Here is a 20,214-nt window from a genome sequence, read left to right as displayed (position 1 = left end):
GGAACCGTGGTCAGCCGCGTCCGCGGTAGGGCGGCACACCCTGATCGGGGATCCAGACACCCTCGGGCATCGGGCCGGTCTGCCAGAACACGTCGATCGGAATACCGCCGCGCGGATACCAGTAGCCGCCGATGCGCAGCCATTGCGGCCTTAGAAACTCGGCCAGACGGCGCGCGATCGAGACGGTGCAATCCTCGTGGAAGGCGCCGTGATTGCGGAACGACCCAAGGAACAGCTTGAGCGATTTGCTTTCCACCAGCCATTGGCCGGGCACATAGTCGATCACCAGATGCGCGAAATCGGGCTGCCCCGTCATCGGGCAAAGCGAGGTGAATTCGGGCGCGGTGAAGCGCACGTTATAGGCCACATCGGCTTGCGGGTTCTGCACCCGTTCGAGCACGGCCTCGTCGGGCGATTGCGGCATGACTGTCGCGCCGCCCAGTTGTTTCAGGTTGCTGTAGATACTGTCGGACATGAGGAGGCTCCGTTCAGACGCCGCGTTTGTTGCCCCAGACCAGCACATGAAGCTGGGGCAGGATGCGGGGGGTAAACCATTGGTCGGCGGTGGTTTTTTCGATTAACCACAAAAGGCGCGCGGTGGCGGCCTCAAGATCGACCGGACGCTCCGGGTCGACCTCGGGGTTGCCGGGTTGCAGGTAAAGCGGAAGCTCGGGGAATTTCGCGGCCACCTCTTTGGCAAAGGCGTAATCCGCATCGTCGAAGATCACGATCTTCAGCACGACCTGCGGGCGCCCCTTGGCCGAGGCAATGCAGGCGTTGAAGGCGGGCCATTTCACACTCTGGCCGCTAGAGGGCGGCTTCGGGCTTAGCACCAGCGTGTCGAGTTCGGCAAACCACGGCTTGGTGACCGAGCCTTGGGTCTCGCAGGCAAAGCGGTAGCCTTTGGGCTTGCCCAGCCGGATCAGCGGGCCGAAATCCTGAATTGCCGGATTGCCGCCCGAGAGCGAGACGGTGATCGGCTTGCCGCCCGACAGCTCTTGCACCTTCTGCCAGACTTCAGGCGTCGGGATAAAGGCCCAGTCGTGTCTGTATTTCGCATCCACCGCGTGGAGGGAATCGCACCACGAACAGCGATAGTCGCACCCTGCGGCGCGCACGAAGACGGTAGGTTCGCCGATCAGCGCCCCTTCACCCTGAATCGTGGGGCCGAAAATTTCTGCGATGCGGAGCAGTGTCATGGGCGATACTCGGCCCAGGTTTTGGGCGTCTCCGAGATGCGCACCGCAACGGTTTCGGGCCAGCGTGCCGCGCACCAGTCATAGAAGTGCCGCGCCATGTTTTCCGCCGTCGAGGGGCCGTCGAGCACATCGTTCAGATGGCGGTGGTCGAAATGCTCGTCGATATAGGTCTTGAGCGGTTTCATCTCGGTATAGTCGCGCACGAAACCATCTGCATTCAGTTCGGCCGAAGCTAGTTCGACCACGACGATATAGTTGTGCCCGTGCAGGCGCGCGCATTGGTGATCTGCTGGCAAATGCGCCAGTTGATGCGATGCCGAAAAGTGAAATTCCTTGGAAATACGGTACATTACGCGTCGTTCCTGTTGCTGATTGCCTCGATCCAGAAATCGGGGTCTTCATAGGTGGTCGGGTCTTCGACGCCTGCCAGATGGAAGGCCTCGCGCCGCTCGACACAGGTGCCGCAGCGCCCGCAATGATGCGCGCCGCCTTTATAGCACGACCAGGTTTCGGCAAAGGGCGTGTTCACCCGCGCGCCTTCGGTCACAATATCGGCTTTCGAGCGATGCACGAAAGGCGTGAAAAGCGCGACATCGGCGTAACCCTCAAGGGCTGCGCGCTGCATCTTGTCGAAGGCCTCGGTAAAGCCGGGGCGGCAATCGGGATAGATGAAATGGTCGCCCCCATGCACCGCCGTCGCAACCGCCGTATCCCCCTTGGCTGCCGCAATCCCGTAGGCGATCGTCAGCATGATCGCGTTGCGGTTTGGCACAACGGTAATGCGCATGGTTTCTTCGGCGTAGTGACCATCGGGCACGTCAATGTCGTCGGTCAGCGCTGATCCCGTCAGCGCGGCCCCGATCGGGCGCATGTCGATGATGTGATGGGGCACATTCAGATGTTTGGCGCAAAGCGCGGCATAGTCCAGCTCTTTGCGATGGCGCTGGCCATAGTCGAACGAGACAAGGCGCGACAACTCACCCCGTGCCGCGACGCTATACGCCAGTGACACGGAATCCAGACCGCCAGAGCAGATTACAAGTGTTTTCATGTTCAGTCCTTGTTTTGATGACCGGGTAGGCTGCGACCGGTGGGGCGGGGATAGAGGAGCCGCCCCCGATTGACAAGAAATCTTTGGGATTGCAGGACGGCGGCGGGGTCATTTGCTGAGGCTTTGCGGTCCTACGATCTGGCGAGGTTGCGCAGCACATACTGCAGAACGCCGCCGTTTTTCAGGTATTCGATCTCGACCGCGGTATCTATGCGTGACTTGAGCGTGATCGTCCTGACCGTGCCGTCCTTAGAGGTGATCGTGCAGGGCACCATCGAGAGCGGTGTGATGTCGCCCTCAAGCCCCTCGATGGTGATCACCTCGTCGCCGGTCAGGCCAAGTGATTGGCGGGTGTCGCCGCCGGTGAACTCGAACGGGATAACGCCCATGCCGATCAGGTTCGAGCGGTGGATGCGCTCAAAGCTTTCCGCGATCACCGCGTTCACACCCAGAAGGTTCGTGCCCTTCGCCGCCCAGTCCCGCGACGAGCCCGCGCCATATTCGATGCCGCCGAAGATGACCAGCGGCGTGCCTGCCGCCTGATAGGCCATCGCGGCGTCGAAGATGGAGGTTTGCTCGCCATTCGGGCCTTTGGTGAAGCCACCCTCGACGCCCGAAAGCATCTCGTTCCTGATGCGGATATTGGCGAAAGTCCCGCGCATCATGATTTCGTGGTTGCCGCGGCGCGAGCCGTAGCTGTTGAAATCCCTGGGCGCGACCTGACGTTCGGTCAGGTATCTGCCCGCCGGAGTATCCGGCTTGAACGAGCCGGCGGGCGAGATGTGGTCGGTGGTGATCATGTCGCCCAGAAGCGCGAGGATGCGGGCGTCGCGGATGTTCGAAATCTCGCCCGGGGCTTGTGCCATGCCCTGAAAATAGGGCGGATTCCGGATATAGGTCGAGCTTGCCGGCCAGTCATAGGTCTCGCCGCCCGATACCTCGACCGCGCGCCATTTTGCGTCCCCTTTGAACACATCGGCGTATTTGCGCAAAAACGCGTCGCGGGTCACTGTCTTTTCGACCAGCTCCGCGATCTCGTGATTGCTTGGCCAGATGTCTTTCAGGTAGACGTCCTTGCCGTCCTTGTCCTGTCCGATCGGTTCGGAAGTCAGGTCAATGCTCATATCGCCCGCCAGCGCGTAGGCCACGACAAGCGGCGGCGAGGCGAGGTAATTCGCGCGCACATCGGGCGAGATCCGCCCCTCGAAATTCCGGTTGCCCGACAAAACGGCGGCCGCCACAAGATCGCCCTCACTGATCGCCTCCGAGATTTCCGTCTGGAGCGGACCCGAGTTGCCGATACAAGTGGTGCAGCCATAGCCGACAAGGTTAAAGCCGACAGCGTCCAGATCCTCTTGCAGACCCGCGGCCTCAAGGTATTCGGTGACCACCTGCGATCCCGGCGCCAGCGAGGTTTTCACCCACGGTTTGCGGGTCAGGCCAAGCGCGCGCGCCTTGCGCGCCACTAACCCCGCGCCGATCAGAACATAGGGGTTCGAGGTATTGGTGCACGAGGTGATCGAGGCAATCACAACCTTGCCCGAGGTCATCTCGTAGCTCTCGCCCTTGACCGGAACGGCCTTGCCCATCTCGCGCTTGAAGGTCTGGGTCATTTCTTTGCCGAAGGCGGCCTTGGCCTCGGTCAGCGGCAAATAATCCTGCGGGCGCTTCGGGCCGGAAATCGCCGGAACGATGGTGCCCATGTTCAGCTCAAGCGTCGAGGTGTAAACCGGTGCATAGTCCGCGCCGCGCCAGAAGCCGTTCTCCTTGGCATAGGCTTCGACCAGCGCGATGCGGTCCTCATTGCGGCCGGTCTGGCGCAGGTAGCGCAGCGTTTCCGCGTCGATCGGGAAAAAGCCGCAGGTTGCACCATATTCGGGCGCCATATTGGCGATCGTCGCACGCTGCGCGAGCGGCAGATTATCAAGCCCCGGGCCGTAAAATTCGACGAATTTGCCAACAACGCCGTGCTTGCGCAGCATCTCGACCACCTTCAGCACTAGGTCGGTGCCGGTGGTGCCTTCGACCATCTCGCCCGTCAGCTTGAAGCCCACAACCTCGGGGATCAGCATCGAAACCGGCTGTCCCAGCATCGCGGCCTCGGCTTCGATCCCGCCCACGCCCCAGCCCAGAACGGCGACACCGTTGATCATGGTGGTGTGGCTGTCGGTGCCGACCAGTGTGTCGGGATAGGCAAGTTCAGCGCCGCTCTGATCGGTGTCGGTCCAGACGGTCTGCGCGAGGTATTCAAGGTTCACCTGATGGCAGATGCCGGTGCCGGGCGGAACCACGCGGAAGTTCTCAAACGCGCCCTGGCCCCATTTCAGGAACTGGTAACGCTCCATGTTGCGCTCGTATTCGCGATCCACATTGGCCTGAAATGCGCGCGGGTTGCCAAATTCGTCGATCATCACCGAGTGGTCGATCACAAGGTCGACCGGCACCAACGGGTTGATCTTATGCGCGTCGCCGCCAAGCGCCTTGATACCGTCGCGCATCGCGGCCAGATCGACCACGGCCGGAACGCCGGTAAAGTCCTGCATCAAAACGCGGGCCGGACGGTAGGCGATTTCGCGCGGGTTCTGGCCACCGTTTTTTGCCCAGTCACCAAAGGCTTTGATGTCGTCAATCGAAACCGAGAAACCGTTATCCTCGAACCGCAGCAGGTTTTCCAGAACGACCTTCAGCGAGGCAGGCAGCTTGGAAAAATCGCCCAGACCCGCGGCCTGTGCCGCCGGGATCGAGTAATAGGCATAGCTCTTGGAGCCAACCTGAATCTGGCGGCGGGTTTTAGCGGTGTCTTTTCCAACGATAACGGTCATGGGAGCCTCTGGATAAGTCAAACAGCACGGTGGCGGGAACTATCCCGTCTTTGTGGTCTGTCCCGAGACTTAGTTCGGTCTCGGCAGGAGTCCAACGCGTGTGGGAAAGCTGGCTGATCTGTAGACAGGCGACAGGGTGGGGCGGTAAGAAGATTTTATCCAGCCGCGACTGAATATCTTGCAACCTGAAACCGCATGGTATACTTTTGCATACAAACGGCCCGAGAGTCGGATTGCTCGCGAAATATGCGGTCCGGCCTTCAGGCTTTTGAGCCACAAAATCGTAGGGATCGCCATGAGCTTGTACACGGATTACCTGACCGAAATCGAAACGCGTAAAGCCGAGGGGCTGCACCCGAAGCCCATCGACGACGGCGCGCTGGTCGCAGAGCTGATCACACTGATCGAAGACACCGGCAGCGAGCACCGCGCAGGCGCCCTGAACTTCTTTATCTACAACACGCTGCCCGGCACCACGAGTGCTGCGGGCGTGAAGGCGGCGTTCCTTAAGAAGATCATTCTGGGTGAGGTGGCGGTTGCCGAGATCACTCCGGTGTTCGCGTTCGAACTGCTCTCGCACATGAAGGGCGGGCCGTCGGTCGAAGTGCTGCTCGACATCGCGCTTGGGGATGATGTGGGCCTTTCGGCGCAGGCTGCCGAGGTTCTTAAAACGCAGGTGTTCCTGTATGAAGCCGATACCGACCGCCTGAAAACCGCCTATAAGGCCGGGAATGCCGTCGCCAAGGGTATTCTGGAAAGCTACGCTCAGGCCGAGTTCTTCACCAAGCTTCCCGAGGTCGATGAAGAAATCAAGGTCGTGACCTATATCGCCGCCGAGGGTGATATTTCGACCGACCTTCTGTCGCCGGGCAACCAGGCGCACTCGCGTTCGGACCGCGAACTGCACGGCAAGTGCATGATTTCGGCCGCAGCGCAGGCGGAAATTCAAGAGCTGCAAAAGCAACACCCCGAAGCCCGCGTGATGCTGATCGCGGAAAAAGGCACGATGGGTGTTGGCTCGTCGCGGATGTCGGGCGTGAATAACGTGGCACTCTGGACCGGCAAACAAGCCAGCCCCTATGTGCCCTTCGTGAACTTCGCTCCGGTCGTGGCTGGCACCAACGGCATCTCGCCGATCTTCCTGACCACCGTGGGCGTGACCGGCGGTATCGGTCTTGACCTGAAGAACTGGGCCAAGAAAGTCGACGCCGACGGCAAGCCGGTTCTCGATGCCAATGGCGATGCGATCCTCGAGCAGAAATACTCGGTCGAGACGGGCAAGGTTCTGACGATCAACACCAAGGCCAAAAAGCTTTATGATGCGGATGGCACCGAGCTGGCCGATGTGGCCTCGTCCTTTACCCCGCAGAAGGTGGAGTTCATGAAGGCTGGCGGCTCCTATGCTGTCGTCTTCGGCAAGAAGCTGCAAACCCTCGCGGCCGAGACCCTTGGCGTCGAGGCTCCGGCAGTTTTCGCGCCCTCGAAAGAGATCACCCGCGAAGGGCAGGGTCTTACCGCCGTTGAAAAGATATTCAACCGCAACGCCGTGGGTGTAACCGCCAAAGCGCCGCTGTTGGCTGGCTCGGACGTGCGCGTCAAGGTGAATATCGTCGGTTCGCAGGACACGACGGGCCTGATGACCTCGCAAGAGCTTGAAGCGATGGCCGCGACCGTGATTTCGCCTTCGGTTGACGGCGCCTATCAGTCGGGCTGTCACACCGCGTCGGTTTGGGACAAGAAGGCACAGGCCAATATCCCGAAGCTGATGAGCTTTATGAATAAATTCGGCCTGATCACCGCGCGCGACCCGCAGCACCACTACCACTCGATGACCGACGTGATCCACAAGGTGCTGAACGACATCACCGTGGATGACCGTGACATCATCGTCGGCGGCGACAGCCACACCCGTATGTCCAAAGGCGTGGCCTTCGGCGCTGACTCGGGCACCGTGGCTCTGGCGCTGGCGACCGGCGAGGCAACCATGCCGATCCCCGAGTCGGTGAAAGTGACCTTCAAAGGCCAGATGAAAGACTACATGGACTTCCGCGATGTCGTTCATGCAACGCAGGCGCAGATGCTGAAGCAATGCGGCGATAACGTGTTCCAGGGCCGCGTGATCGAGGTTCACATCGGCACGCTGCTGGCTGACCAGGCCTTCACCTTCACCGACTGGACCGCAGAGATGAAGGCGAAAGCCTCGATCTGTATCTCGAACGATGAAACGCTGATCGGCTCGCTGGAACTGGCGAAAGCCCGCATTCAGGTGATGATCGACAAGGGCATGGAAAACGAGGCGGGCACGCTTCAGGGGCTGATCGACAAGGCAGACCAGCGTATCGCCGCGATCAAATCGGGCGAGACGCCCGCGCTGACCCCGGATGACAACGCGAAGTATTTCGCCGAAGTCGTCGTTGATCTTGACCTGATCGACGAGCCGATGATCGCTGACCCCGACGTGAACAACGCCGATGTTTCGAAGCGCTACACCCACGATACCATTCGTCCGGTGTCCTACTACGGCGCCGAGAAGAAGGTCGATCTGGGCTTTGTCGGCTCGTGCATGGTTCATAAGGGTGACATCAAGATCGTCGCGCAAATGCTTAAAAACCTTGAGGAAGAGGCCGGAAAGGTCGAATTCAAGGCGCCGCTGGTTGTGGCTGCTCCGACCTACAATATCATCGACGAGCTGAAGGCCGAAGGTGACTGGGAAGTGCTCCAGAAATACTCGGGCTTCGAGTTCGACGACATGTTCCCCAAGAATACCGCGCGGACCGAGTATGAGAACACGCTTTATCTGGAGCGCCCCGGCTGTAACCTGTGCATGGGCAACCAGGAAAAGGCCGAGAAGGGTGATACCGTTCTGGCGACCTCGACCCGTCTGTTCCAGGGCCGCGTGGTGGAAGACAGCGCCGAGAAGAAGGGCGAATCCCTGCTGGCCTCGACCCCCGTCGTTGTGCTTTCGGCTATTCTGGGCCGCACGCCGACGCTCGAGGAATACAAGAAGGCCGTCAAAGGCATCGACCTGACCAAATTCGCTCCGCCGCTTGAAAAGCCGGCTGGCGCGCGTTCGGTCCACTTCTAAGGGTAGTCGCCCTTAACAAGGTGATTAAAATCGGGGCGGCGCAGTTTTGCGCCGCCCCTTTGCTATTCCGGCGCGGTCAAACGCGGTTTATGTCGTTTTCTCGCAAAACCTTGATTGGCAAACCCTGCCGTAGCGGCATAGGAGTAAGGGCAGGACCACCGGACAGGATACGATGACCCCGACGCGCTTACCCCTTGCTGCCAGCCTTGTTCTTGCCGTTGCCGGTTTCGGGGCGGCGACATTCGCGCAAGATAGCGCGCCGGTTTCGGCCGAGGCGGTGGCCAGCCCTGTTGTGATCGAGCTGTTCACCTCGCAGGGCTGTTCGGCCTGTCCGCCCGCGGATGAGCTTTTGGCGGCGATTGCCCCGCGCGATGATATTATCGCGTTGGCGTTGCATGTGGATTACTGGGATTATCTGGGCTGGGAAGACCCGTTCGCGCAGCCCGCCTTTACTGCGCGGCAAAAGGCCTATGCGCGTGCGGCGGGGTCTCGAACCATCTATACGCCGCAGATGATCGTAAAGGGCCAGGACGCGCTGGTCGGCCCCGAGGCGCAAAGCCTTGAGGCGCTGATCCGTCAGGCCAAGGCAGAGGCGCCGCGCGTGGGGATCTCGGTCTCGGGCGAGGCGGGCGAGTATAAGGTCGACATCTGGCCGGTTGCGCCGACAGAGGCGCCCAATGTCGTGCAGGTCGTCCGCTATGCCCCCGAGGCGCGGGTTAAAATCCTGCGCGGCGAGAACGCAGGGCTTGAGATGGATTACGCCAATGTCGTGACCCAGTGGCACGCGGTCGCGCAATGGGACGGGCAGAAACCTACCCGCCTTTCGGTCAGGATCGAGGGCGAGGAGCCTGCGGTTGTGATCGTGCAAGAGGCGCTGCCTGGCGGCAAGGCGCCGCTGCCGGGGCAAATTCTGGCCTCCGCGCGGTTAAGCCGCTAGTCGCGGCCAGCCGCGATCCTTTCGCGCCACCAGACGTAGATCCCCGCGCCCGTGATGACCGCCGCGCCAACAATGGTCCAGAGGTCCGGCAATTGACCGAAGAACAGCACGCCCCAAAGCCCCGAAAAGATAAGCCCCAGATAGCCGAAGGGGGCCAGTAGCCCTGCTTCTGCGAGGGAAAAGGCTTTGATAAGAGCGGCTTGGCCAAGCGCCCCAAGCGCGCCTAACAGGATGATTTGCCACAGGTCTTCGGCCCGTAGCGGCACCCAGACAAGCGGCAGAAGCGCTGAACTCAGCGCCAGTCCCACCACGCCCGACCACAGAAGCGAGGTCGCAAAAGGCTCGTCCCGGACCGAGCGGGTCAGGAGTGCCCCCGCCGCGTAGGTCGTCGCCCCCGCAATCGCAAACAGCCCCGCCGGATCAAACGCCGAAACCCCCGGACGCAGCACGATCAGCGCGCCGACGAAGGCCACGACAATGCCGCCGATCCGGTGCGGCCCCAGACGCTCGCCCAGAAACAGCGCAGCACCTAGGGTAATCAGGATCGGGTTGATGTCGAACAGTGCGGCCGCCTCGGCCATGCCGATTTTGCTCAGCGCCACGAAATACAGCCCGCCCGTGACCACCTGTGTCAAAGCGCGCAAGACCTGCACCCCAAGGCGGCGCGTGCGCAGAAGGCGCGGCACGCGGGCGCGATAGACCAGCGCCAGAAGCAGAGCATTCACGATAAAGCGCGACCAGACGATCTGCGCGACGTGATATTGCGCCGACAGTCCTTTTGCCACCGCATCCATCAGCGTAAACAGCACGAGCGCGGCCAGAAGATAGGCGATCCCCGCCCCGAAACCGGAACGAGAAAGGGGGGCCATGCCGGCCCCCCCTTGGTTCAGATCGGTGTCTTTCGCGCTCACAGCAGCGATTTGACTTTGGCAGCGACGCCTTCGGGCGTGATGCCGAATTTCGCGTAAAGCTGATCCGCCGGAGCCGAGGCACCGAAACGGTTCATCCCAACGAAACCGGCCTTCGACTCGCGGCCTCGCTCGCCCAGAAGCCAGCGATCCCACGGCTGCTGGATCGCGGCCTCGACGGCCACGCGCACAGCGCCCGGCGGCAGGATGCGGCGGCGGTAAGCCTCGTCCTGCTGCGCGAACAGCTCCATGCAGGGCATCGAGACAACACGCGTGCCGATGGCTTCGGCTTGCAGGATGTCGCGGGCCTTCATCGCGATTTCGACCTCGGAACCGGTTGCCATGATGATCGCCTGACGCTTGCCGGCGGCCTCTTCGATGACATAGGCGCCGCGAGCGGTCAGGTTCTGCGACTTATGCTCTTTGCGCAGCGTCGGCAGGTTCTGACGCGAGAGCGCCAGCACCGAGGGCGTACCCTCTTGCGTCAGGGCGATTTCCCAGGCTTCAGCCGTTTCGATCACGTCGGCCGGACGGAAGGTCAGCGTGTTCGGCGTCGCGCGGCAGATCGCCAGATGCTCGACCGGCTGGTGGGTCGGGCCGTCTTCGCCAAGGCCGATCGAGTCGTGCGTCATGACATAAACTGCCGGAACCCGCATCAGTGCCGACAAGCGCATCGCGCCACGGGCGTAATCGGTAAAGCAGAAGAACGTGCCGCCATAGGGACGCAACCCGCCATGCAGCGCCATGCCGTTCATCGCTGCCGCCATCGCATGCTCGCGGATGCCGTAGTGCATGTAGCGACCACCACGGTTTTGCGGGTTGAATACGGTCATATCGCCCGATTTCGTCAGGTTCGAGCCGGTCAGGTCAGCCGAGCCGCCCATCGTTTCCGGGATCACCGGGTTGATCGCGGCCAGCACCATTTCGGATGCCTTGCGGGTTGCGACCTTGGGGGCGGCTTCCGATTGCTCTTTCTTGAACTTGCGGATAGCGCCCGCAAATTTCTTCGACACGCCAAGGGTCATCTGGCGGGTGAATTCGGCCTGCTTGGTTTCGGACAGTTTGGCGAAGCGGTCTTCCCATGCGGCGCGCTCGGCGCTGCCACGGGTGCCGATGGCTTCCCATGCAGCCTTGATGTCGGCGGGGATGTCAAACGCGCCGTGGCTCCAGCCGTAGATTTCCTTGGTCGCGGCGATTTCCGCGTCGCCAAGCGGTGCGCCGTGGGCCGAGTAGCTGTCGGCCTTGTTGGGCGAACCGAAACCGATGATGGTTTTGCAATCGACCAGAACCGGCCCTTTGGCGTTTTTGGCGGCGCTCAGCGCGCGGTCGATATCGGCAGCGTCATGGCCGTCGCACGAGAACACGGTCCAGCCCGACGCCTCGAAACGCTTGCGCTGGTCAGTCTTGTCCGACATCGAAACGCGGCCGTCGATGGTGATGTCGTTGTTGTCCCACAGCACGATCAGGTTGTTGAGTTCCTGCATACCGGCAAGGCCGATGGCCTCTTGGCTGATGCCTTCCATCAGGCAGCCGTCGCCAGCGATAACCCAGGTGCGGTGATCGACGATCTTTTTGCCGAACTTGGCTTGCAGATGTGCCTCGGCGATGGCCATGCCGACCGCGGTCGAGATACCCTGACCCAGCGGGCCGGTGGTGGTTTCAACAGCATCCAGCAGGAAGTTCTCGGGGTGGCCAGCGGTCAGGGCGCCCATCTGGCGGAAGTTCTTGATCTGCTCGAGCGTGACCTGCTCGTCGCCGCAAAGGTAAAGCAGCGCGTAGATCAGCATCGAGCCGTGACCAGCCGACAGCACGAAACGGTCGCGGTCAGCCCATTTCGGCGCTTTCGCATCGAACTTGAGGTGGTTCTGGAACAGAACCGTGGCCACATCGGCCATGCCCATCGGCATACCGGGGTGGCCCGAGTTCGCGGCCTGAACCGCATCCATCGCAAGCGCGCGGATCGCAGAGGCGAGTTTCCAGTGTTCGGGGTTCTTTTCACGCAGCGCGGCGATGTCCATCTGCAGTCCTCTCGGTTCGGGCTGTTGGCGATAACGTTGCGCTCTGATAGCAGGCTCTCGCCCAAGATCAAGCGGATGCACCAAACCTTTGATGCAAAAGGGTGGGCTAGGGCGCTTTGTTTTGGTTAAACTTGCCCCCAGCAGGCCGTTTCGCACGCGATTCGTGCGGATTTGCCGCAAAGGGGGCCAAAAGCGATAATGACAAAGGCAAACCGAGGGCGAGCGTATGGGTGATATTTCCGAGCTGGAGCGCCGGATCAGTTTCGCACTGGAGCGGATCGAAAAAGGGGTGGAGCGGTTGCGAGCCGCGCCTGTGCCCGAAGGGGCCGCGCCGGTGCAGGAACCGACGCCGCCAGAGACCGTTTCTGCCGCTGATCGTGCAGAGCTGGCCGAGCTGAAAGACGCGCTCGAGGCGGAGCGCGCGGCAAATGCGCAGCTTTCCGAGCGCGTCCGCGCGATCCGTGAAAAGCAGGAAACCACGCTGTCCGCGCTAGAGAAAAAACTCGGCTCGGCCACGCGCGCTCTGGATGCCGCGCAGGCCGAAAATGCGCGCCTCAAACGCGCCAATGCCGATCTGATCGCGGCGAATGAAACGCTGGTCGCGGCTGGCTCCGAAGGGGCGGGCGCGCTGGTCAACCGCGTGATGCAGGCCGAGCTTGAAGCCCTGCGCGCCGCGCGCACCGCCGAAGAGGCCGAGGTGCAGGACATTCTTGCCGCGCTTGAACCCGTGCTTGCCGCCGCCGAAACCCGCGCCAATGAGGAGACCTCCGATGCCTGATATTACGATCATGATTGGCGGGCGCGGCTTTCAGGTCTCGTGTCAGTCGGGCGAGGAGCATTTCCTTCATACGGCCGCCGCGATGCTGGATGCCGAGGCTGGCCCACTGGTGCAGCAGGCCGGACGTCTGCCCGAGTCCAAGATGCTGCTGATGGCGGGGCTGATGTTGGCTGATAAAACCGCGGGCGTCGAGGATCAGATCCGTGTCGCCAATGCGCGGATCGCCGAACTTGAGGCCGCGCTGCGCGATGCGCGCGAGAATGCGCCGCGCCTTGAGGTTCCCGTCGTGCCGAACGAGGTGACGGAAACGCTGGCCGAGCTGGCGGCCCGCGCCGAGAGCCTTGCCGATAAGGTTGAAGAAAGCGCGTGAGGTTGCTCGCGCTCGCATGTGTTTTGATGGGTGCTGCCGTCGAGGCGGGACCTGTTCAGACGATCTATGCGTGTGAGCGCGGTGTTGAAATCCCTCTGACTTATTTCGACGATGCGGGCGCAGGATTTGCCATCGCCCAGATCGAGGGGCGTCAGGTGTTGCTCGAACAGGTCCGCTCGGGGTCGGGCGCGTTTTACGCCGAGGGCGGCGAGACCGGCACGGGCTATTTCTGGATAACCAAAGGGGATGCCGCGACGCTGTTTTGGCGCGACGGGGTGGCGGTCGAGAGGCCACTTCTGAGCGCGTGCGAAGCCCGGGAACAATAAAGCGCGCCAGATCCGGCGCGCTTTTGGGGTTGTCGCGGGTTATTCGGCCGCGTTGGCCATTTTGAAGCCCTTGGCCAGTTGGTCCGCCGGTGCCACCGGATATTCGCCCGAGAAACAGGCGTCACAGTATTGCGGGCAGGAATTGTCGCGCCCGTCCTTCGCGCCGGTCGCGCGATAAAGCCCGTCAAGCGAGATGAATTTAAGGCTGTCCACCCCGATCCACTGGCGCATTTCCTCTTCGGTCATTTTCGCAGCCAGAAGCTTTTCGCGGTCCGGCGTATCGACGCCGTAGAAGCACGGCCACGCGGTCGGCGGGGAGGCGATCCGGAAATGCACCTCGGCGGCGCCTGCATCAAGGATCATCTCCTTGATCTTGCGAGACGTGGTGCCGCGCACGACCGAGTCGTCCACGAGGATCACGCGCTTACCCTTGATCAGCGTCTTGTTGACGTTGAGCTTCAGGCGCACGCCCATGTTGCGGATGTGGTCGGTCGGCTCGATAAAGGTGCGGCCCATATACTGGTTGCGCACGATGCCAAGCGCAAAGGGAATACCGCTGGCCTGACTGAAACCGATGGCCGCAGGCGTGCCCGAATCCGGCACGGGGCACACGAGGTCTGCGTCAACGGGGGCTTCGCGGGCGAGTTCCACACCGATTTGCAGGCGGGTTTCATAGACCGAGCGCCCGTCGATAAAGCTGTCGGGACGCGAGAAATAGACGTGCTCAAAGATACAAAAGCGCGGCTTCGTCTGGCCGAAGGGGCGGGTGCTTTCGATCTTGCCGTCCTGAATGACGACCATCTCGCCTGGATCAACCTCGCGCACGAACTCGGCGCCGATGATGTCCAGCGCGCAGGTCTCGGAAGAGAGCACATAGCCGTTGTCGCCCACACGCCCCAGAACCAGCGGGCGCACACCCAGCGGGTCGCGCACACCGATCAGCTTGGTCCGCGTCATCGCAACGATTGAAAATGCACCTTCCACGCGGCGCAGAGCATCTGCGATGCGGTCGGCGTGGTGCTTCTGGATCGAGCGCGCCATCAGGTGAATGATGCATTCCGAATCCGACGACGACTGGAAAATCGCGCCATGTTCAATCAGCTCGCGGCGCAGCGCATTGGCGTTTGTCAGGTTGCCGTTATGCGCAATCGCCGCGCCGCCCATCGAGAACTCGCCGAAGAAGGGCTGCACATCGCGGATCGCGGCGGCCTTGGAGCCCGCGGTCGAATAGCGCACATGCCCGATGCCAAGCGAGCCGGGCAGGGTCTCCATCACGGAGGCTTTGGTGAAATTGTCGCGCACATAGCCGAAACGGTGGGCCGAGTTGAAACCGATCTCGGGGTCGTAGGTGATGATCCCGCCCGCCTCTTGTCCACGGTGTTGCAGCGCGTGCAGGCCAAGGGCGACGAAGTTCGCGGCATCCGCCACGCCGACAACGCCGAAGACGCCGCATTCCTCTTTCAGTTTGTCATCGTCGAACGGATGCGCGAGGAATGTCTTTTCCGGTTGGGTCATGGCAGCGGACTCCGGTCGCTTGTGGCTTTGGCGCCCATTTAAAGCGAAACGGGAGGGCTGTTAAGCCCTCCCGCGCGGATTTGTCATCCGATCGTCACGATTTATTGCGGCGCGCTTATCGTGCGCGGGCCAGTGCAGGTCGAAACCAGTTCTTCATAGCGCGCCACAACCCAGCCCGGCGCGTCATCGGGCATGGTCGAGTTCATCTCGCCGCTGAGCGAGCTGAACACCTGGATCGAGCGCGAATTGTCGACCATCGGCACGCCTTCGCGGATACCGATTTCCTTATAGACGACAAAGGCGATCGCGACGAGCACCGCGCCCCGCAGTGCGCCGAACAGGAAGCCAAGCCCCTGATCCAGCCCGCCAAGCGCCGAGCGCTGCACCATCGAGGCGAACAAGGGCGTGAGCAGCGAAAACACCACCAGCGCCACCGCGAACACGGTTGCAAACCCCGCGATTGTGCCCAATTCGCAGCTATCTGCGATAAACCGGTCCAGAACCGGCACCTGCGCGATCAGCGGGCGCGCCACTTCGGCGAATTTATAGGCAACGACTGCCGCCGCGATCCAGCCAATGATCGCAAGAACCTCGCGCACGAGGCCACGGCTATAGGCCAGAATGGCCGAAAAAATAATCACAGCGGCTGCGATGCCGTCGATGATGGTAAAACTATCCATACGCCAGCCTGTCCCTTTACCCCTTGGGGCCAGGCGATCAGCCAGCCCCGAACATGTCCCCGACGAATGTCACCAGATCAGGCAATCGGCGCATTCGCATTCCCTCGTCCCCGCCCGCTTTGGTGCGTTCAGGAGCGATGGCTTGTGAGAAACCAAGTTTTTGCGCTTCTTTCAACCTGTTTTCCGCCTGACCCACGGGGCGAAGGGCGCCCGAGAGGCTGATTTCGCCAAAAATCACAAGGTCAGCGGGCAAAGCTACATCTTCGCGGGCGCTTAGAAGCGCTGCGGCTACCGCAAGGTCAACCGCCGGTTCTTGCACCTTCATCCCGCCCGCGACGTTCAAAAACACATCAAGCCCCGCGAACGGAATGCCGCAGCGGCTTTCGAGCACCGCCAGAATGGTCGAGACGCGGCCCGCATCCAGCCCGACAACGGTGCGGCGGGGCGAGGCAAGCGAGGAGGGGGCGACCAGCGCCTGAACCTCGGTCAGAACAGGGCGCGTGCCCTCGATCCCGGCAAACACCGCCGATCCCGGCGCGGCCTGACCGCGCTCGGACAGGAACAGCGCCGAGGGGTTGGCGACTTCGGCCAGCCCTTCGCCCGTCATCTCGAACACGCCGATTTCGCCCGCCGGACCAAAGCGGTTTTTCACGGCGCGCAGGATGCGGAACTGGTGGCCGCGCTCGCCTTCGAAATAAAGCACGGTATCGACCATGTGTTCGACCACGCGGGGACCGGCGATCTGCCCCTCTTTCGTGACGTGGCCCACAATCACCACCGCCGAGCCACGCGCCTTGGCGAATGTCACCAGCTCGTGCGCCGCCGCGCGCACCTGCGAGACCGACCCCGGCGCGCTTTCGACATTGTCGGCCCACATCGTCTGGATCGAGTCGATCACAACCAGATCGGGGCGTTCGGCATCCAGCGTGGTCAGAATGTCGCGCAGGTTGGTTTCGGTCGCAAGGCTGACGGGGGCATCGGCCAGATCCAGCCGATGCGCGCGCATCCGCACCTGAGCGGACGCCTCTTCGCCCGAGATATACATCGTCTTGAGACCCGCGCGCGCGAACCGTGCCGTCGCCTGCAACAGAAGCGTGGACTTCCCGATCCCCGGATCGCCGCCCACAAGGATTGCGGACGCAGGGACCAGACCACCGCCCAGAACACGGTCGAATTCTACCATGCCCGAACAGGTGCGGGGCGGCGGCTCTTCGCGCGACGCAAGGGTGCTCAGCGGAATGACGCGCCCCTTATGCGCGCCAAGCGACTTGCCCGCCGGACCTTTCGACAAGGGCGCCTCTTCGATGATGGTGTTCCATTCGCCGCAGGCATCGCACTTGCCGCCCCACTTTTTATGAGAGGCGCCGCAGGAGTAGCAGGTGAATGCAAAAGGGGTCTTGGCCATGCCGGTATAATGCAGAACTTTTCATGAACATCAAGCGTAAATACGCGTTTAGCGCCGCTTTGACGCAAGCGAAATCAGCAAGGACGCAATCACGCAGCCGGTGAACAGATACAGCCCCCAGCCGGTCTCGACCCGCCCGATGCCGGTGCCCTTTGCCAGCACGATATAGACTGCGATCAGGAAAATATCGGCCATCGCCAGCTTGCCCAGAAAACTCAGCGCCGGCAACAGGCGCGGCGAGGCAAGGCGGAACTGCACCAGCGCAAGCCCGATGGTCTTCAGATAGGGCGCGAAGAGGGCAAAGAAGGTGACGATCAGCGCAAGAAACACATCTTTTGCCCACAGCGCCTGAAGCCCCGAAAGCACGGTGATCTCGTCCAGATCGAAGAACGGCAAAAGCCCCGCACGCAACAGGGGCGCGACCCAGGCCACGGGAAACAGCACCAGTAAAGCAAGGTTGAGATATTTCAGCATCGGCTCCTTTGTCACTTGCCCGCGAGATTACCGCAGCGCCTCAATCGGTCCTTCGGCGCGTCCGTGGATGAACTGTTGCACATAAGGGTCTGGCGTTGTGTCCAATTCCCCGATCTTCCCCGTCCAGCGCACCTTGCCCCCGTGGATCATCGCAACGCGGTCGGCAATGGCGCGGACCGAGGTCATATCGTGGGTAATGGCGATCGCGGTCGCCCCCATCTCGGTCACAATCTCACGGATCAGATCGTTGATGACACCCGCCATGATCGGATCAAGCCCCGTGGTGGGTTCGTCGAAAAAGATGATCTCGGGCTCGGCGGCGATAGCGCGGGCAAGGCCCACGCGCTTTTGCATCCCGCCCGACAATTCCGCCGGAAACAGGTCGGCCACATCGGGCGACAGCCCCACACGGCGCAGCTTTTCAATCGCGATGGCGCGGGCCTCGTCTTTCGGGCGCTTCAATGCCCCGCGCATCAGGCGAAAGGCGACGTTTTGCCAGATGGTGAGCGAGTCGAACAGCGCGCCGCCCTGAAACAGCATCCCGAAGCGCGCCAGAAACGCGTCGCGGTCGCCTTGGGTCACATCGGCACCATCCAGCGTGATCGTCCCGCCGTCGTGATGCACCAGCCCGAGGATGCACTTTAAAAGAACGGATTTCCCTGTGCCCGAGCCGCCGATCACCACCATGCTTTGCCCGCGCGGGATCGTCAGATCAACGCCGCGCAAAACGTGGTTCGAGCCGAAGGATTTGGTGACGCCCTGGAGTTCGATCATGCCGAGAAGAACACCTCCGTCAGCAGGTAGTTCGCGGCCAGAATCGCGACCGAGGCCGCGACCACGGCTGATTTCGTGGCAGCCCCCACGCCTTGCGCGCCACGCCCCGAGTTCATGCCGAAATAGCACCCCATGATCGCGACGATAAAGCCAAAGGCCGCACCCTTCACAAGGCCCGATCCCACGTCCCAAGGCTCAAGGAAATCCCATGTGTTTTTCAGATAGGTGGCCGAGTTGAAGCCAAGCCGCCCCGTGCCGACCAGCCAGCCGCCCATGATGCCGATTATGTCGCCAATGCCAACCAGTATCGGCACCGACAGCGTCGCCGCCAGCATCCGCGGAACAGTGAGGTATTTCATCGGGTTGGTGGACAGGGTCACAAGCGCGTCGATCTGCTCGGTCACTTTCATCGTGCCGATTTCGGCAGCGATGGACGAGGCCACGCGCGCCGCCACCATCAACCCTCCAAGCACGGGGCCAAGTTCGCGCACCATGCCGATGGCGGTGATCGAGGGCACCACGGCCTCGGCCGAAAACCGCGCGCCGCCAGCGTAGATTTGCAAGGCCAACGCGGCCCCCGTGAAGAGCGAGGTCAGCCCGACAACCGGCAGCGACAGCCAGCCGATTTGCAGGCACGCAATCCAGAATTCACGCAGGTAGAACGGCGGGCGGATCAGGTGCGATACGGCCTCACCCGCGAAAATCGCCACGCGCCCGATCGAGGCGAGGCTTGCAATCACCGTGCGCCCGAGGGCGGCCAGCGGTGTGGTGAGCACACTCACCTGTCGCCCCCGCTATAAACGCGCTGATAACGGTTCCCGAGGCTGGTCAGGATCTCGTAGCCGATGGTGCCCGCTACATCCGCCAGATCGTCCACGCCCTGATCGGGGCAAAGAATATCCAGCGTCTTCGGGATCTCGTGCAGATGGGTCACGTCGACGGTAATCAGGTCCATCGAGACGCGGCCGACCACAGGGCAGGGCGTGCCATCGGCCCAAAGCGTCGCCTTGCCGGACAGTGCGCGGTGCAACCCGTCCGCATAGCCCGCGGCAACGGTGGCAACGAGCGAGTCGATCTCGGCCTCCCACGAGTTGCCATAGCCCACGGTTTCGCCAGCCGCGACCTCGCGCGTCTGGATGACCGGCAGCGAGAGGCGCGCGACCGGTTGGGCCTCTTCAAACGGCAGGCCGCCATACAGGCCGATACCGGGGCGCGTGATGTCGAAATGATACTCGGGGCCAAGCAGAATACCGCCCGTCGCCGAGAGCGAGCGCGGCACAGGCAGCCCGTCGGTCATATAGTGGAACTGCGCAAGCTGCTGCGCGTTCATCGGATGATCGGGTTCGTCGGCGCAGGCAAGGTGGCTCATGATCAGGCGCGGACCGGCGGGCAGGACGATCGGGGCCACGGCCTCCCATTCGCCCGCTTCCATGCCAAGCCGGTTCATGCCGGTATCAAGCTGCACACCAAAGGGCGCGGCGGGCAGAGCCTCGAAATGGCGCGTCACCTGATCTATCGAGTTCAGCATCGGGATCAGCCCCAGATCGCCGATAATATCGGTGTCGCCCGCCATATGGCCGGAAAAGACGTGGATTTCCGCGGCATCGCCAAGCTCTTGCCGCAGGATCGCGCCTTCCGAGGCGACCGCGACAAAGAATTTACGCACCCCGTTGCGGTATAGCGCGCGCGCCACCCGTCCGGCGCCAAGCCCGTAGGAATCGGCTTTGACCACCGCGCCCGTGGTGGTCGCGGCAGAGGATTTTGCATCAAGTGCGCGCCAGTTGGCGAGCACGGCGTCAAGGTCGATACGGAGTGTTGCGTTTGCCATGCGCGAGTTCTTTCAGTGCAGGCGCGGCAAGGTCAAGAAGAAAC

Annotated in this window: 19 protein-coding genes; 5 read left to right on the top strand and 14 right to left on the bottom strand. The window is 62.1% G+C overall.

Annotated features, from left to right (window positions below; all coding sequences use genetic code 11):
* Window positions 1–10: 10 nt before the first annotated feature.
* From queF to acnA, 5 genes are all read right to left on the bottom strand, one after another.
* Entirely contained in the window at window positions 11–475 is a 465-nt protein-coding gene (gene queF, locus RYZ20_RS02970; RefSeq protein WP_317670378.1) for a preQ(1) synthase, read from the bottom strand.
* Window positions 476–488: 13 nt separating this feature from the next.
* Window positions 489–1,199 carry a 7-carboxy-7-deazaguanine synthase QueE gene (gene queE, locus RYZ20_RS02965; protein ID WP_317670377.1) on the bottom strand — a complete coding sequence of 237 codons (711 nt, stop codon included), beginning with the start codon at window positions 1,197–1,199 and terminating at the stop codon, window positions 489–491.
* Window positions 1,196–1,549 carry a 6-carboxytetrahydropterin synthase QueD gene (queD, locus tag RYZ20_RS02960; RefSeq protein ID WP_317670376.1) on the bottom strand — a complete coding sequence of 118 codons (354 nt, stop codon included), beginning with the start codon at window positions 1,547–1,549 and terminating at the stop codon, window positions 1,196–1,198. Before queD ends, queE begins: the two co-directional genes overlap by 4 nt.
* Window positions 1,549–2,250: a 7-cyano-7-deazaguanine synthase QueC gene (queC, locus tag RYZ20_RS02955; protein WP_317670375.1), complete on the bottom strand. Its 702-nt coding sequence runs from the start codon at window positions 2,248–2,250 to the stop codon at window positions 1,549–1,551. Before queC ends, queD begins: the two co-directional genes overlap by 1 nt.
* A 131-nt stretch (window positions 2,251–2,381) precedes the next feature.
* Window positions 2,382–5,072 carry an aconitate hydratase AcnA gene (gene acnA / locus RYZ20_RS02950; RefSeq protein ID WP_317670374.1) on the bottom strand — a complete coding sequence of 897 codons (2,691 nt, stop codon included), beginning with the start codon at window positions 5,070–5,072 and terminating at the stop codon, window positions 2,382–2,384.
* A gap of 295 nt (window positions 5,073–5,367) precedes the next feature.
* Between acnA and RYZ20_RS02945 the strand changes: the two genes are divergently transcribed.
* Together RYZ20_RS02945 and RYZ20_RS02940 are read left to right on the top strand one after the other, a co-directional pair.
* Window positions 5,368–8,157, top strand: a complete 2,790-nt coding sequence (locus tag RYZ20_RS02945) for a bifunctional aconitate hydratase 2/2-methylisocitrate dehydratase (RefSeq protein ID WP_317670373.1) — start codon at window positions 5,368–5,370, stop codon at window positions 8,155–8,157.
* A gap of 172 nt (window positions 8,158–8,329) precedes the next feature.
* A complete protein-coding gene (locus RYZ20_RS02940; RefSeq protein ID WP_317670372.1) occupies window positions 8,330–9,094 on the top strand; it encodes a DUF1223 domain-containing protein in 765 nt (254 codons plus the stop codon).
* Here RYZ20_RS02940 and RYZ20_RS02935 read toward each other — a convergent pair.
* Both RYZ20_RS02935 and tkt read right to left on the bottom strand, forming a co-directional pair.
* The gene (locus tag RYZ20_RS02935; RefSeq protein WP_317670371.1) at window positions 9,091–9,963 is read right to left on the bottom strand and encodes a DMT family transporter; all 873 of its coding nucleotides are present in this window, start codon (window positions 9,961–9,963) and stop codon (window positions 9,091–9,093) included. The two genes, RYZ20_RS02940 and RYZ20_RS02935, sit on opposite strands and share 4 nt — an antisense overlap.
* Window positions 9,964–10,001: 38 nt before the next feature.
* Entirely contained in the window at window positions 10,002–12,020 is a 2,019-nt protein-coding gene (gene tkt / locus RYZ20_RS02930) for a transketolase (RefSeq protein ID WP_317670370.1), read from the bottom strand.
* Between the two features lie 226 nt (window positions 12,021–12,246).
* Between tkt and RYZ20_RS02925 the strand changes: the two genes are divergently transcribed.
* From RYZ20_RS02925 to RYZ20_RS02915, 3 genes are read left to right on the top strand one after another with little or no spacing between them, the layout of a single operon-like run.
* Window positions 12,247–12,798 (top strand): hypothetical protein, encoded by a 552-nt coding sequence (locus RYZ20_RS02925; protein ID WP_317670369.1) that lies wholly within the window; start codon window positions 12,247–12,249, stop codon window positions 12,796–12,798.
* Window positions 12,791–13,168 (top strand): cell division protein ZapA, encoded by a 378-nt coding sequence (locus RYZ20_RS02920; RefSeq protein WP_317670368.1) that lies wholly within the window; start codon window positions 12,791–12,793, stop codon window positions 13,166–13,168. The genes RYZ20_RS02925 and RYZ20_RS02920 overlap by 8 nt, the downstream gene beginning before the upstream one ends.
* A 26-nt stretch (window positions 13,169–13,194) precedes the next feature.
* On the top strand, window positions 13,195–13,494 hold the full coding sequence (locus RYZ20_RS02915; protein WP_317670367.1) for an MliC family protein: 300 nt from the start codon (window positions 13,195–13,197) through the stop codon (window positions 13,492–13,494).
* Between the two features lie 39 nt (window positions 13,495–13,533).
* Here RYZ20_RS02915 and purF read toward each other — a convergent pair whose 3' ends face one another.
* The 7 genes from purF to alr form a co-directional block, all read right to left on the bottom strand.
* Window positions 13,534–15,009 (bottom strand): amidophosphoribosyltransferase, encoded by a 1,476-nt coding sequence (gene purF / locus RYZ20_RS02910; protein ID WP_317670366.1) that lies wholly within the window; start codon window positions 15,007–15,009, stop codon window positions 13,534–13,536.
* Window positions 15,010–15,110: 101 nt separating this feature from the next.
* Window positions 15,111–15,689: a CvpA family protein gene (locus tag RYZ20_RS02905; RefSeq protein ID WP_317670365.1), complete on the bottom strand. Its 579-nt coding sequence runs from the start codon at window positions 15,687–15,689 to the stop codon at window positions 15,111–15,113.
* Between the two features lie 37 nt (window positions 15,690–15,726).
* A complete protein-coding gene (gene radA, locus RYZ20_RS02900) occupies window positions 15,727–17,094 on the bottom strand; it encodes a DNA repair protein RadA (RefSeq protein ID WP_317670364.1) in 1,368 nt (455 codons plus the stop codon).
* A gap of 48 nt (window positions 17,095–17,142) precedes the next feature.
* Window positions 17,143–17,568, bottom strand: a complete 426-nt coding sequence (locus tag RYZ20_RS02895) for a paraquat-inducible protein A (RefSeq protein ID WP_317670363.1) — start codon at window positions 17,566–17,568, stop codon at window positions 17,143–17,145.
* Window positions 17,569–17,595: 27 nt separating this feature from the next.
* Entirely contained in the window at window positions 17,596–18,342 is a 747-nt protein-coding gene (locus RYZ20_RS02890) for an ABC transporter ATP-binding protein (RefSeq protein WP_317670362.1), read from the bottom strand.
* A complete protein-coding gene (locus RYZ20_RS02885; RefSeq protein ID WP_411572321.1) occupies window positions 18,339–19,118 on the bottom strand; it encodes an MlaE family ABC transporter permease in 780 nt (259 codons plus the stop codon). The genes RYZ20_RS02890 and RYZ20_RS02885 overlap by 4 nt, the downstream gene beginning before the upstream one ends.
* A 2-nt stretch (window positions 19,119–19,120) precedes the next feature.
* Window positions 19,121–20,170: an alanine racemase gene (gene alr, locus RYZ20_RS02880; protein ID WP_317670360.1), complete on the bottom strand. Its 1,050-nt coding sequence runs from the start codon at window positions 20,168–20,170 to the stop codon at window positions 19,121–19,123.
* Window positions 20,171–20,214: the final 44 nt, after the last annotated feature.

Origin of the sequence: Pseudothioclava alba, from assembly GCF_033100795.1 — a bacterium.
GTDB lineage: Bacteria > Pseudomonadota > Alphaproteobacteria > Rhodobacterales > Rhodobacteraceae > Pseudothioclava.
The sequence above is the reverse complement of the archived record's forward strand: the minus strand, read 5'-3'. Positions and strand labels throughout refer to the sequence as shown.

Coding starts and splice junctions, on each gene's coding strand:
- queF (WP_317670378.1), bottom strand. CDS start 475: ATGTCCGACAGTATCTACAGCAACCTGAAACAACTGGGCGGCGCGACA.
- tkt (WP_317670370.1), bottom strand. CDS start 12,020: ATGGACATCGCCGCGCTGCGTGAAAAGAACCCCGAACACTGGAAACTC.
- queD (WP_317670376.1), bottom strand. CDS start 1,549: ATGTACCGTATTTCCAAGGAATTTCACTTTTCGGCATCGCATCAACTG.
- RYZ20_RS02890 (WP_317670362.1), bottom strand. CDS start 18,342: ATGATCGAACTCCAGGGCGTCACCAAATCCTTCGGCTCGAACCACGTT.
- queC (WP_317670375.1), bottom strand. CDS start 2,250: ATGAAAACACTTGTAATCTGCTCTGGCGGTCTGGATTCCGTGTCACTG.
- RYZ20_RS02905 (WP_317670365.1), bottom strand. CDS start 15,689: ATGGATAGTTTTACCATCATCGACGGCATCGCAGCCGCTGTGATTATT.
- alr (WP_317670360.1), bottom strand. CDS start 20,170: ATGGCAAACGCAACACTCCGTATCGACCTTGACGCCGTGCTCGCCAAC.
- RYZ20_RS02925 (WP_317670369.1), top strand. CDS start 12,247: ATGGGTGATATTTCCGAGCTGGAGCGCCGGATCAGTTTCGCACTGGAG.
- queE (WP_317670377.1), bottom strand. CDS start 1,199: ATGACACTGCTCCGCATCGCAGAAATTTTCGGCCCCACGATTCAGGGT.
- purF (WP_317670366.1), bottom strand. CDS start 15,009: ATGACCCAACCGGAAAAGACATTCCTCGCGCATCCGTTCGACGATGAC.
- acnA (WP_317670374.1), bottom strand. CDS start 5,072: ATGACCGTTATCGTTGGAAAAGACACCGCTAAAACCCGCCGCCAGATT.
- radA (WP_317670364.1), bottom strand. CDS start 17,094: ATGGCCAAGACCCCTTTTGCATTCACCTGCTACTCCTGCGGCGCCTCT.
- RYZ20_RS02920 (WP_317670368.1), top strand. CDS start 12,791: ATGCCTGATATTACGATCATGATTGGCGGGCGCGGCTTTCAGGTCTCG.
- RYZ20_RS02895 (WP_317670363.1), bottom strand. CDS start 17,568: ATGCTGAAATATCTCAACCTTGCTTTACTGGTGCTGTTTCCCGTGGCC.
- RYZ20_RS02935 (WP_317670371.1), bottom strand. CDS start 9,963: ATGGCCCCCCTTTCTCGTTCCGGTTTCGGGGCGGGGATCGCCTATCTT.
- RYZ20_RS02945 (WP_317670373.1), top strand. CDS start 5,368: ATGAGCTTGTACACGGATTACCTGACCGAAATCGAAACGCGTAAAGCC.
- RYZ20_RS02915 (WP_317670367.1), top strand. CDS start 13,195: ATGGGTGCTGCCGTCGAGGCGGGACCTGTTCAGACGATCTATGCGTGT.
- RYZ20_RS02940 (WP_317670372.1), top strand. CDS start 8,330: ATGACCCCGACGCGCTTACCCCTTGCTGCCAGCCTTGTTCTTGCCGTT.